The organism is Acinetobacter sp. YH12211 (genome assembly GCF_013418015.1).
GTDB classification, from domain to species: Bacteria; Pseudomonadota; Gammaproteobacteria; order Pseudomonadales; family Moraxellaceae; genus Acinetobacter; species Acinetobacter towneri.
Genome location: NZ_VPCW01000023.1, coordinates 25,143 through 37,406, shown reverse-complemented (window position 1 = coordinate 37,406; position 12,264 = coordinate 25,143). Strand labels below are relative to the sequence as shown.

General features: G+C 43.2%; 9 protein-coding genes. 3 read left to right on the top strand and 6 right to left on the bottom strand.

Going from position 1 to position 12,264, the window contains the following annotated elements; translation table 11 throughout:
• Nucleotides 1-223: 223 nt before the first annotated feature.
• Entirely contained in the window at nt 224-688 is a 465-nt protein-coding gene (gene bfr, locus FTU98_RS10655; protein ID WP_004972356.1) for a bacterioferritin, read from the bottom strand.
• Between the two features lie 324 nt (nt 689-1,012).
• Between bfr and FTU98_RS10650 the strand changes: the two genes are divergently transcribed.
• On the top strand, nt 1,013-2,074 hold the full coding sequence (locus FTU98_RS10650) for an aldehyde reductase (RefSeq protein ID WP_180051393.1): 1,062 nt from the start codon (nt 1,013-1,015) through the stop codon (nt 2,072-2,074).
• Nucleotides 2,075-2,160: 86 nt separating this feature from the next.
• Here the strand turns inward: FTU98_RS10650 and ligA are convergent, their stop codons facing one another.
• The 5 genes from ligA to FTU98_RS10625 form a co-directional block, all read right to left on the bottom strand.
• Nucleotides 2,161-4,197 carry an NAD-dependent DNA ligase LigA gene (ligA, locus tag FTU98_RS10645; protein WP_180006172.1) on the bottom strand — a complete coding sequence of 679 codons (2,037 nt, stop codon included), beginning with the start codon at nt 4,195-4,197 and terminating at the stop codon, nt 2,161-2,163.
• A gap of 184 nt (nt 4,198-4,381) precedes the next feature.
• The gene (locus FTU98_RS10640) at nt 4,382-5,431 is read right to left on the bottom strand and encodes a cell division protein ZipA C-terminal FtsZ-binding domain-containing protein (RefSeq protein ID WP_179993655.1); all 1,050 of its coding nucleotides are present in this window, start codon (nt 5,429-5,431) and stop codon (nt 4,382-4,384) included.
• A 1-nt stretch (nt 5,432) separates the two neighbouring features.
• Nucleotides 5,433-8,897 carry a chromosome segregation protein SMC gene (gene smc, locus FTU98_RS10635; protein ID WP_179996296.1) on the bottom strand — a complete coding sequence of 1,155 codons (3,465 nt, stop codon included), beginning with the start codon at nt 8,895-8,897 and terminating at the stop codon, nt 5,433-5,435.
• A 10-nt stretch (nt 8,898-8,907) separates the two neighbouring features.
• Complete coding sequence (locus FTU98_RS10630) at nt 8,908-9,603, bottom strand: GntR family transcriptional regulator (protein WP_004972365.1); 696 nt, start codon at nt 9,601-9,603, stop codon at nt 8,908-8,910.
• 219 nt (nt 9,604-9,822) lie between these two features.
• Complete coding sequence (locus FTU98_RS10625) at nt 9,823-10,632, bottom strand: sulfite exporter TauE/SafE family protein (RefSeq protein WP_004972366.1); 810 nt, start codon at nt 10,630-10,632, stop codon at nt 9,823-9,825.
• A 28-nt stretch (nt 10,633-10,660) separates the two neighbouring features.
• Between FTU98_RS10625 and FTU98_RS10620 the strand changes: the two genes are divergently transcribed.
• Complete coding sequence (locus tag FTU98_RS10620; protein WP_004972369.1) at nt 10,661-11,428, top strand: biotin--[acetyl-CoA-carboxylase] ligase; 768 nt, start codon at nt 10,661-10,663, stop codon at nt 11,426-11,428.
• Nucleotides 11,425-12,165, top strand: a complete 741-nt coding sequence (locus FTU98_RS10615; protein ID WP_180051392.1) for a type III pantothenate kinase — start codon at nt 11,425-11,427, stop codon at nt 12,163-12,165. Before FTU98_RS10620 ends, FTU98_RS10615 begins: the two co-directional genes overlap by 4 nt.
• Nucleotides 12,166-12,264: the final 99 nt, after the last annotated feature.

The window sequence follows — 12,264 nt, the reverse complement described above, 5'->3', positions numbered from 1 at the left end:
TTGTTCCATTTTAGAGATTTGTTTAAGATAAGATATAACTCATTGAGATGTGTCATAGTATTCGTCGTTAGAAAACAATTATTGTGACATTATTTCAATGAGTTATCTATTTTTGTCGTGTACAGAGCCAATTGATATAAAAAAGCCAATCTATAAAAACCGATCTATAAAAAAAACCCGACTTATCATAAATCGGGTTTTGGTCTATTTTGCTTTGATCAGATTACATTTGCGATTGAATGTAGTTTTGTAAACCAATCAATTCAATTAAACGTAATTGTTTTTCCAACCAGTACGTATGATCTTCTTCTGTGTCGGTCATTTGCTGACGCAACATATCACGGCTGACATAATCGCCTTTTTCTTCACACAATTTTACGCCTTGCGCCAATTTTTCACGTACTTCGTATTCCAGTTTTAAATCGGCTTTTAAGCAAGACACCACATCTTCACCCACGTCGATGTCATCGCGCTGCATATTTGGAGTGCCTTCAAGGAACAATACACGACGAATTAAAGCATCGGCATGCTGCGCTTCTTCCTGCATTTCATGGTCAATGCGCTCAAAAATTTTGCTTAAACCCCAATCTTCATACATACGCGAATGAATCAGGTATTGATCGCGAGCAGCCAGTTCGCCACCAATCAACATATTTAAATAGTCTACGACTTCTGGATTGCCACGCATTTGCTGTACTCCCTTTCTTAATCCAGTCATTATGGACACATTCAGGCAAAATTGCAAAAGTTAATTATTGTAAACCCATGATTTTTATAAAATTAAAATGAGAAACATACGCATTTGCAATATAACTTAAAAATTCCCATATATAAAACAACTGCTTGGCAAAACTTAGCTTTAAAAATGACAATACAATGATTTTGCATCATTTTGTAAATATTGAAAGAAACCATACTTTGACGCTCAAGTATCGTAAAAAACGCCTAAAAAGCGGATTTTAAAACCCAGCTGCTTTATGATAGTCACGAGTTCCATCACTTTCTTAAAATAATGACAAATCTAAATACATCTGCACCCATTTTAGTCACAGGCGCAACAGGCTATATTGCCAGTTGGGTCATTAAAAACCTGCTTGAACAAGGACATACCGTACACGCGACGGTGCGTGATCTGAATAAAACCCACAGTTTTCAACATCTGACTGATATCGCGGCAAAAAGCACAGGCAACTTACAATTATTCCAAGCCAACTTACTTGAAGAAGGTGCTTTTGATGCCGCCATGCAAGGTTGTGAAATCGTGCTGCACATGGCCTCGCCTTTTGTGGTCACCAATTATAAAGATGCAGTTAAAGACATTATTGAACCTGCCGTCATAGGCACCGAAAATGTATTAAACAGCGTTAATCGTACTGCATCGGTAAAGCGTGTAGTGGTGACTTCAAGTATTGCTGCAACCTATGGCGATGCGATTGATATTTTAAATACGGCCAATAATCGCTTTGATGAAAGTCACTGGAATACTAGCAGTAGCCCTGAGCATCAGCCTTATCCTTATTCAAAAGTGGCAGCTGAACGCAAAGCTTGGGAAATCGCAAAGGCACAAAACCGCTGGGATTTGGTCTGTATCAACCCTGCTTTGGTGCTTGGCCCATCGTTGACCAAAAACACCCAATCGGGCAGCGTGGAAGTGTTATTGCAGTTTGCCAACGGTATGACCTTGGCTGGTGTCCCTGCTATGTGGAATGGCATTGTCGATGTGCGTGATGTTGCCGATGCTCACATTCAGGCCGCATTCAACCCTGCTGCTGAAGGTCGCTATATTATTAGCGGTGGCACACTCAGCTTATTGGAAATGGGCAAAATTTTAGCGCAGCACTTTGGACGTAAATACCCTTTCCCACGCAATCAGTTACCTAAATTTGCCTTTAAAGCCTTTGGCCCTCTACTTGGTTTTTCCCGTAAATTTGTGGAACTGAATATGGGCTACCCAATTTATTTTAATGCGGAAAAAAGTCAGCGTGAATTGGGTATGCACTACCGCAATATTGAAACCAGTCTAGTCGAACATTTTCAGCAACTCATTGATGATGGCATTGTGAAGAAACGTTAAACCTTCGACTTCTCTCAGTAAAAACCAAGGCACTTCATCGTTGAAGTGCCTTTGTACCTATTAGTGGATAAAATGTAGGATGATGCTTATTCAAGCACACCATATTCCTGCATCAGCTGAATAAACTCAGCTTCATTCATGACCTGCACACCCAACTTCTCGGCTTTTTCCAGCTTTGAGCCAGCTTTCTCACCCGCCACGACACATTTGGTTTTACCCGAAACACTACCACTCACCCGTGCACCCAAAGCCTGCAACAACTGAGTCGCTTCATCGCGTCCCATTTGGCTCAACGTCCCTGTAATCACCCAACTTTCACCATTCAAAGGCTGACGTGTCGGTGCAATCGGAGCATCCCAATGAATGCCTGCAGCTAATAAACGATCCAACACTTCTAAATTATGCGGCGCTTGGAAAAAGTCCAAAATCCATTCTGCCGTAATATCTCCCACATCTGGAGTTTTCTTTAACGCTTCTAAATCAGCTTCACGCAAAGCCTCTAAAGTCTGAAAAGTATTGGCAAGCATCCGCGCGGTGGTTTCGCCCACACCACGAATTCCCAAGGCATAAATAAACGCAGCCAAAGTAGTTTTTTTGCTGTTTTCAATCGAGTCAATCAAGTTTTGAACCGACTTCTCACCCATTTTTTCAATGCCGAGCAAAGTGTCGCGGTGTTCGTGTAAATGATAAATATCAGCCACATTTTGTAGCAAGTTCAGATGCAGTAATGACTCCACCCAACGATCACCCAAACCTTCAATATCCATGGCTTTACGTGACACAAAATGACGAATCGCTTCAATACGCTGTGCCGCACAATACAAACCGCCTGAACAACGCGCCAAAGCCTCACCTTCAGGCATCACCACAGGCGAATCACACACAGGGCATTGTTCAGGTAAATGCACTTCTTGCGCATCGGCAAGGCGAAATTCAGGCCAGACTTTTTCAACTTTGGGAATCACATCACCACTACGGTAAACACTGACCGTATCGCCTAAACGCACATCCAAACGGTGAATTTCACCAATATTATGCAAAGTAACATTGGATACCGTCACACCACCTACCGCAACGGGGTTTAAACGTGCCACAGGCGTCAACGTACCTATGCGCCCCACTTGCCAATCAATATTTTCAATGGTGGTTAAAGCGGCAACTGCAGGGAATTTATAGGCAGTCGCCCAGCGCGGCTCACGACTTAAAAAGCCCAATTGCTGTTGCTGTTTCAAGTCATTGACCTTGACCACCATGCCATCAATTTCAACGCTTAAATTCGGACGCTCAAGGTTAATTTGCTCATAGGCCGCCTGAACATCTTGAATGCTCTTGCAGACAAAATGACGTTCGCCAATTTCAAAACCAAACTGCCCCAACCATGCCAAACTGTCGGACATGGTGCTTTGTCCATGAGGCGGCACACATTGCGCAATGCCATAAGCATAGAATGCTAAAGGACGTGAAGCCGCAATATTCGGGTCTAACTGACGCAAACTGCCTGCTGCTGCATTGCGTGGATTGGCAAAGGTTTTTTCACCTTTGGCTGTATTGGCCGCATTGAGTTTTTCAAAACCAAGTTTTGGCATCAACACTTCACCACGCACTTCCAAAAATTCAGGAATAGCCGTTTCTGTCGCACTCAAAACTTTCGGTAAATTGCGGATAGTTTTGACGTTGTGGGTAATGTCTTCCCCTGTTTCCCCATCACCACGGGTCACACCACGCACTAAAACACCATGTTCATACCAAAGTGAAATCGCCAAACCATCAAATTTGAGTTCGACATCGTATTCAATATTTTGGTTGGGCAAACGCTCTTCGACACGTCTTGCAAAGGCAAATAATTCTTCCTGATTAAACACATTGCCTAAAGACAACATTGGCACAGCATGTGTAACCGTGGTGAACTTTGCCAAAGGTGTGCCACCGACTTTATTGGTCGGTGTATCGGGTTGAACTAAATCTGGATACTGTTGTTCCAACGCTTTTAGTTGATGGAAAAGCTGATCATATTCACTGTCTGCAATTGTCGGTTGATCCATCACATAATAGGCATGATTGTGCTTGGCAAGCAGTTGAATCAATTGACGCATTTGCGCCACGACGGTTAAATCTACAGACATATTTTCCACCATAAAAAAGGGCGGTCTTGTTCCGCCCTTCAATTTTTTCTATGTAGCGCATGCTACAGCTTGTATTGCTGCGCACATTATAAAAATGCGGCTGCAAAGTTGCAATTTATCCTACTGCACTCAGTTCATTTGCCAAACACTTGACGTAGCTTATACCCAGTACGAGATCGCAATTCTAGACATGACTTGCCTGACCAGCACGATAATCTATCGCCTGATGACGCCAGTGTTCACGTAATTGTGGAGTAAACTCTAAATGGTTTTGGTCATAGACCGTTCCATCAATTTCACGTGCAATCAGTCCTGAAATGCTGACCATGGTATCAAAGGCATTTTGCACATCGCTGTGCGGCAAAGCGAGGAAGAACGCTAAACCTTTAACTTGTTCGCTCGATAAAGTTTCTAAATCAAAACCATCTGCGCCTTCATCATTAATTTGTAAAACTGAAAATAATAATTTAGTGCCATCTTCGTTATAGCGATGGAAACATGACATTTCACCGAAACGTAAACCATATTTCATCAAGACTTTTAAGGCTTTATCGCCCGAAAGTATGCGACGTTCAGGGAAGACATTCAGCGCGATAAAAGATTCAGCGGTTGCCAAGGCACTTTCTTCATCCATGATTTTTTGTTCATACAAATGCGAATCTAAAATGCTGCTTTCTTCATTAAATTCTGAAATTTCGGCAGTTTCAATGTGTTGATTCAGGCTGTATTCAGTCGAAGCTTTGTTTTGCTCGACAGTCTGCGCATTCGGTTCAGTTTCTACAATCACTTGCTGAATTTCATCCGATAATGAATATTCTGAAGTTGTCGCTGTCGGGCTTGGCGTGTCTTGTGCAACTTCAGACTTCGATATCGTTGTGGATGGATCAAGCTCAGAATTTTCTGTATTTGCCTGCAAACTCGGTTCAACTTTGTCAGTTTCTGTGCTTGAAGAAGCCACGACATCATCCGTTAAAGCCTGTGGTTCAGACTTGGCAGGCGCATCTTGCGTAACTTCATCTACCGTTAAAGTCGGCTCCACACGCGGTGGCGTAGCGTCGCTTTGCAATTGGTCACGTACATGGCGTGGAATAATCGGTTTTTGGCTTTCTGCATTAAATTGCAGTTCCGAATCTAAGGATGGCGCTGAATCTACAGGTTTTTTTAGAATCATTTTCAAACCAAACGCCATGATCACAATAGCGATGACAATTCCAACGATTGTGGTGATTTCCATATTATGCCTCCGCGACTAGGCCGTATTCTGCGGCTTCTTCTAAATTTACGGTTACTAATTTTGAGGTTCCCGGTTCAGGCATGGTAACACCTAAGAGGTCGGTTGCCATCGTCATAGCAAGTTTATTATGTGTAATGTAAATGAATTGCACTTGTTCAGAAAGTTCTTTTACTAAATTACAAAAGCGCCCCACGTTAGCATCATCTAACGGTGCATCAACTTCATCGAGTACGCAAAATGGCGCTGGGTTTAAACGGAAGATTGCAAAAACCAAAGCCAAAGCTGTCAGTGCTTTTTCACCCCCTGAAAGTAAGGCCAAAGAACTGTTGCGCTTACCCGGTGGACGCGCCATCAATTTCACCCCAGATTGCCAGTCATCTTCCAAGCTCAGACTCGCTTCACCGCCATTAAAGACTTTAGGAAACAACTCCTGCAATTCGGTATTCACCTGATCAAAAGTATTCATAAACAGTTTACGAGTTTCCTGATCAATACTTTTCATTGCCGCCTGTAACTGCGAAACGGTATTTTCCAAGTCTTCAATTTGATGGCTTAATTCTGCAAAACGGGCAGATACTTCTTCATATTCTTCCGAAGCCGCCAAATTGACCGCACCCAATTTATCAAACTGTTGCTGCGCTTTCGCCAGTTTTTGTTGATGCGCAGCGACATCAATCTGCAAACCTGTGATGATCTCGCTGTTTAAATCTTTTAACTGTTCAGAATAATGCTGATAGTCCGACTTTGCCGATTGCCATGCCAAGCGCTTTTCTTCGAGTTTGGCACGTAATTGTTCATCTTGCTGCTGTTGCTGCTGCCGTTGCTCGGTCAGTTGCTGCTGTTTGGACTGCACACTGTTCAATTCCACTTGCCATTCCTGCCAAGTTTTTTGCAGCTTTTCAGTCTGCTGCTGCTGCTCTGAAAACTGAGTTTCCAAGTCAGGCAATTCCAACTGAACAGGATCGACAAACTTTTTGGCTTGTTCCATTTGCGCCACAATTTGTTGATATTGTGCTTTTAAGAAAGTGGCATCTTTTTCTAACAGTTCAATTTGCTGCTGAGTTTGTACCGCTTGACGACGTAACAGATCCACTTCTTGTTGCTGCTGCTGAAACTGTTGCTGTGAACTATCCAGCTGCTCATTCAGCTGCTCGACCTGAAATTGCAAGATTTTATACTGCGGTAAGGCTTGCTCAAGTTTAAAAGCCAAAGCATGCAAATCAATTTCCAGATCATCTTTTTGCATGGCATCTTCTTCAAGCTGCTCATCTAATTGTGCCAATTGATGCTGTAATTGCTGTTGCTGTACTGCAAAAGCCTGTGCCGCACTTTCGGCTTTCGCCATTTGCACATCTAGCGTTTGCAAGGCTTGTTGTTGCTGTTTGAGCTGTTGCTGTTGTTGCTGCAATTGCTGCTGCAACTGTTTTACCTGTTGCTGCAATTCAGGCAGTTGCTGTTCTGCTTGCTCATATTGTGGCAGTTGCAACGCCAACGCCTGTTCAATTTCATCCAAGCGAATCCGATGGCTTAATGCCCCTTGCCCTGCCTGTGCCGCTTCATCATAAAACAGCCCGATTACCCAGTCTGCTCCCACATGATAACCATCTAAACTAAGGATAGACTGCCCTGCTTGTAATTGCACTTGCAATGCCAAAGCCTGCGATAAACTTTCTGTAATTGCGACACTTTGCCACAAGCTACTTTGCGGTGAAGCAATCCAGTCACTGAGCGACTCACACCCCGAAAGCTGTATTTTTGATGTTTTTGAATCTACAGCCAAATGAATTTTTAGCTGACGTGCGCGGCTGTCCTGAAATTCAATATCTGCTTCTACCACCTGCGCAGATAACCATTTAGCCAAGAACTTTTCAATTAAATTGGCATGTGGTTTCGCCACATCTGCAAGTTGTAATACTTGCATCAACTGCACCACATCGGTTTGGGCTTTTGGACTTTGCTTAATGAGCAATTGATTGAGGTTTTTCTGTTCTGACTGCAAAATCTGAATCTCAGATTTTAAGGTCGCACACTGTGCTTTGTGCTCATTATAGTTGGTCTGCAACGTGGCGAGTTGCTGAGTGCTGTCTTGAATATTCTGTTCTAGTGTTAGCATTTCAGCCTGCAAGCGGGTCTTTTCGTCTTGCAGTTGTTGCATTCCCTCTTGCTGATCTTGCGGCTGAATTTGTGCAAACTGCTGTGTCAGGGTTTGTTTTTGCTGTTCAATACGGCTGATATTTTTGGCTAACTGCTCACTTTGCGCCTGCATGTGCACATGCTTTTGTTGTTGCTGTTCTACTTGCGCTTTGACTTGGGCATATTGTGCAGCTTGGGTTTGTTGCTGTGCTTTTAAATCCTGAAATTGCTGGCTCTGCTGCTGCGCCAAATGATCTTGCTGCTGTAGATTTGCCTGTTGGTTTTCTTGCTGATCGACCAAACTCTCTAGCTGCAATTCAATCAACTGCAAACGCTCTTTGGTTTGTGCTTTTTGTTGTTCAAGCTGCGATAAAGTCGCGGTATTTTGCTGAAACAAACTTTGTTTTTGTTCCAAAGTCATTTTCAGTTCAGCCAGTTTCTTTTCTGCCTGTTGCCATTCTTGCTGTAGGGGTGTCGATTGCTGAATCAAACGCTGAAACAACTCACTGGTCGCAGTTAAGTCATGTTCCAAAGTGGTCAGCTCAGAGCGCACCAATTTAAAACTTTCCCCTAACTCATTCATACTCAGGGTATATTCTTGCTGTAAACGTGCACTTTGTTCACACTGAAAAGACAACACTTCGACTTTAATGGTGCGAATTTCGCTCTCAAGCGCTTTGTATTGAATTGCTGTTTCTGACTGACGTTTTAAGGTTTTTAATTGCGATTTTAGTTCTGAAGCAATATCTTCCAAACGCGCCAAGTTCTGCGTGGTGTGATCCAAATGCAGCATGGTTTCACGACGACGCGCCTGATAACGTGACACGCCTGCCGCTTCTTCAATAAACACCCGCATTTCTTCAGGTTTAGCATCAACCAAACGATTAATCATGCCCTGTTCAATAATTGCATAAGAACGCGGGCCTAAACCTGTACCCAGAAAAATATCGGTGATGTCACGACGACGACACTTGGTTCCATTTAAAAAATATTCAGACTTACCATCACGGTTGACCTGCCGACGTACCGACAGTTCATTATAGGCGTTATAAGCACCGCCCAATTTGCCATAGGTATTGTCAAAACGCAGTTCAACACTGGCTACACCTACAGGTTTGCGTTTGGCAGTTCCTGTGAAAATTACATCCTGCATACTGCCGCCACGCAACTGGCGCGCACTAGATTCGCCCATCACCCAACGAATGGCGTCAATCACATTGGATTTACCACAACCATTCGGCCCCACCACAGCGGTACGGTTGGCTTTAAAATGTAAGGTCGTACTGTCGGCAAAAGATTTGAAGCCAGAAAGTTTTAAACTGCTTAAACGCATAATGTCCCAATTAACGGCGTGAACGTCTTGCCCATGCAAGCTCGATCTGTTTCATACGGGTCAGAGATTCCAACACCAAGTTGCGCAAGTGTCGGCAAAAATCTTCCATAAATAAAGTGGCTTGTTGTGATTTTCTGCTTAAAATTGCATCACTCACCAGTTTAAATAATTCAAAAGATTCTTGTAACTCCCGACGCGAAGTATTTAAGGTCAAAAAGTAACTGCGTCTTAACGATGGCAATAACTCTTGATAGAACTTCATTAAATATAAATTTCCCACCATATCAGGCTGCCGTGCCAGATATTGAAAAATTAAATCATAAAACTTTTCAGTATTGCCCAAGCGACATTGCTCTGCCAGTTGCAGCAAAAGTTGTTGTAAGGCTTCAGCTTCATGCATTCGCCACGTGTCCGCAATACGCTGCACAATATAACCCAATAACAAACTGCTGCTGTCAAACAAAGCTCGGACTTGCTGTGCCGACATTTCCGACACAATTGCACCACGACGTGGAAAAATTTCAATCAGATGAGTACGTTGCAATAACAACAGCGCTTCACGTACCGAACCACGACTCACGTCCAGTTCTTTGGCGATGCGCAATTCCTGAATACGCTCACCTTCAACCAAATCACCGCTAATAATCTGTTCTGCGATGTGTCGGGCAATTTGTTCCGATAAACTTTCTGATTCTTGTTGTTGCATACTGTTCCTATCTTGTTTTTATAAGATGCAGTGATGAAAATTCGGAGCTACTCTCATTTAAGACATCTCAGGATCATCCTTCGACTGCAAGCATAGCTCCGATACAAGCATCTTTCTTTTTACTGCGAAACAGATCACAACGCCATGACATTGTCCGACAATTTCATGGCGCTAGAGCCAATTTTACATGGCTTAAAACAAAGAAAATAGCGACTCAACTTAGAAAAATACTCGCATACCCTGATATACAAAATAACAGCCAACGGTGGTCAGCAAGCAGGCAAAACATTTTTTCAACATCGCTGGCGATAACAAATGTGCCACTTTCGCACCAACTTTGGCAGTAATAAAGCTCATCACACTAATGCCTATAAATGCATAAATGTGGATATAACCAATAGTATTGGGTACTGCAACTTCGGCTTGCTTACCAAACCACATAAAGCCTAATGCGCCCGCCACCGCAATTGGCAAACCACAAGCGGCTGAGGTTGCTACCGCTTTTTGCATGACCACGCCGTAACGGTTTAAGTACGGCACTGTTAAACTGCCACCGCCAATCCCAAAAATTGCAGAGGCAATGCCAATCCCACCGCCCGCCATGACTTGCTTTGCAGTTGAAGGCAAATGATGTGAAGGATCAACCGCAATATTTGCGCCTCTAAACATCTTAAAAGCCACCCACAGTGCAAAACCGCCAATTAATAATTGTAAGCCTTGCCCCGAAAGGAAATCGGCAATACCTGCACCAACAAATGCACCCACAATTAAACCAGGCGCAAGATTACGAAATACAGGCCACATCACCGCACCTTTTTTATGGTGTGCCGTAACTGAGCTGATCGAAGTTACAATAATGGTTGCCAATGATGTCCCCACCGCCATGTGCATTAACACCGATGGGTCATAATTGAGTTGAGTGAACACAATATATAAAATTGGCACAATAATTAAGCCGCCGCCCACGCCAAACAGCCCTGCTGCAAATCCAGCAATTGCACCAATCAATAAATATATGATTAACTCCATAAATATATTCCACTATTTGTAAATTCGTATGGATGTAGAAACCCGACAACTGCAACAACAACTCACAGAAGCAGGACAGCTTCCAGAAGTACTCATCCTGAAGCCGATTACCACTTCCACCAATGATGATGTACGGGAAATTGCACAAAAAGGTGTGCAGAGTGTCTTGGTATGCAGTACCAGACAAACGCATGGTCGAGGACAACGTCAACGGCAATGGGTATCACCCGAAGGGAACATCTATTTAAGCACATTGCTAAATTTACGAACACCTGTAAATGGGCGTTTGGCTTTAGAAATTGCGTTAAATATCTTGCAAATGCCGAGTCTACAGGCGCTGAATCTACAAGTAAAATGGCCAAATGACTTATACAGCCCGCAAGGCAAATGGGGCGGCATCTTAATTGAGCCAATTTCTGCACAGCAAGTCATTGTTGGGGTTGGGCTTAATCTTGCACCTGTCAGCTCAGCAGTTATTGATCAAAAAACCACATCTTTAACCGAACTGGGTTTGGTATCTATTGATCGTGTGCGCCTGATCGCAGAGCTTTATCTTGCCATTCAACAAGCCTGCGACTGGTTTAATCACGATTGCTATAATTTGGCATCTCGCTTCAATCATCATGCCGCATTTATGCAACAACAAGTTGAATTTGAACATTTTAAAGGTACTTGTCAGGGTACTTTTTTAGGCATTCAGGATGATGGCGCAGTGCAAATTGAAACGGCACAAGGGCTTGAAGTTTTTTATCAGGGACGTTTACGCCCTATCGATCATGCCGAGTCATCTTCATGAAAAATTTATGGCTAGATATTGGTAACACCCGCCTGAAATATTGGGTCACAGAACAAGACCGCATCATCGAACATGAAGCAGAATTGCATTTGCAATCTCCTGCCGATTTGTTGCTGGGTTTGATTCAACACTTTAAAAGTCTGAATGTGCATAAAGTAGGCGTGTCATCGGTACAAGATCAGAAGAATAATCAACGCATTCACTTGATTTTAAAAACCCTGAATGTGCCTGTGATTTATGCCAAAGTGCATGCAGATTATGCAGGTTTGCATTGTGAATATGATATTCAACAACTGGGGATAGATCGCTGGCTGCAAGTGCTTGCCGTGGCAAATGACCCACAAGAAAATTATTGTGTCATTAGTTGTGGTACGGCGCTGACTATTGATTTGGCGGATGGACTGACGCATTTAGGCGGCTATATTTTACCGAACTTATATTTGCAACGTGATGCACTGATTCAAAACACCAAAGGCATTAAAATTCCCGATGCTGCATTTGATGAACTCACCCCAGGACGCAGCACCATTGATGCTGTTCATCATGGTATTTTACTCGGCTTGCTCAGCACCATTGAGCATGTACTTCGACAGTCACCACGTAAACTGATTTTAACGGGTGGCGATGCACCGCTGTTTGCCAAATTCTTGCAGCAATATCAACCGCAAGTCGAGCAAAATTTATTGCTCAAAGGTTTGCAGCGTTATATTCAATATGCAACCCATGAAGTGCACTAAAAACCAAACATTGCTCCATCTACGCTGATAAATCTTTCGGTGTAGCTGTCATCTACGAATAAAGAACAACAAAAAAGCAGGCGCATTTTTATGCGCCTG

Excerpts from the sequence above, each read along its gene's own strand:
- bfr (WP_004972356.1), bottom strand. The coding sequence starts at position 688 with ATGCGTGGCAATCCAGAAGTCGTAGACTATTTAAATATGTTGATTGGT.
- FTU98_RS10650 (WP_180051393.1), top strand. The coding sequence starts at position 1,013 with ATGACAAATCTAAATACATCTGCACCCATTTTAGTCACAGGCGCAACA.
- ligA (WP_180006172.1), bottom strand. The coding sequence starts at position 4,197 with ATGTCTGTAGATTTAACCGTCGTGGCGCAAATGCGTCAATTGATTCAA.
- FTU98_RS10640 (WP_179993655.1), bottom strand. The coding sequence starts at position 5,431 with ATGGAAATCACCACAATCGTTGGAATTGTCATCGCTATTGTGATCATG.
- smc (WP_179996296.1), bottom strand. The coding sequence starts at position 8,897 with ATGCGTTTAAGCAGTTTAAAACTTTCTGGCTTCAAATCTTTTGCCGAC.
- FTU98_RS10630 (WP_004972365.1), bottom strand. The coding sequence starts at position 9,603 with ATGCAACAACAAGAATCAGAAAGTTTATCGGAACAAATTGCCCGACAC.
- FTU98_RS10625 (WP_004972366.1), bottom strand. The coding sequence starts at position 10,632 with ATGGAGTTAATCATATATTTATTGATTGGTGCAATTGCTGGATTTGCA.
- FTU98_RS10620 (WP_004972369.1), top strand. The coding sequence starts at position 10,661 with ATGGATGTAGAAACCCGACAACTGCAACAACAACTCACAGAAGCAGGA.
- FTU98_RS10615 (WP_180051392.1), top strand. The coding sequence starts at position 11,425 with ATGAAAAATTTATGGCTAGATATTGGTAACACCCGCCTGAAATATTGG.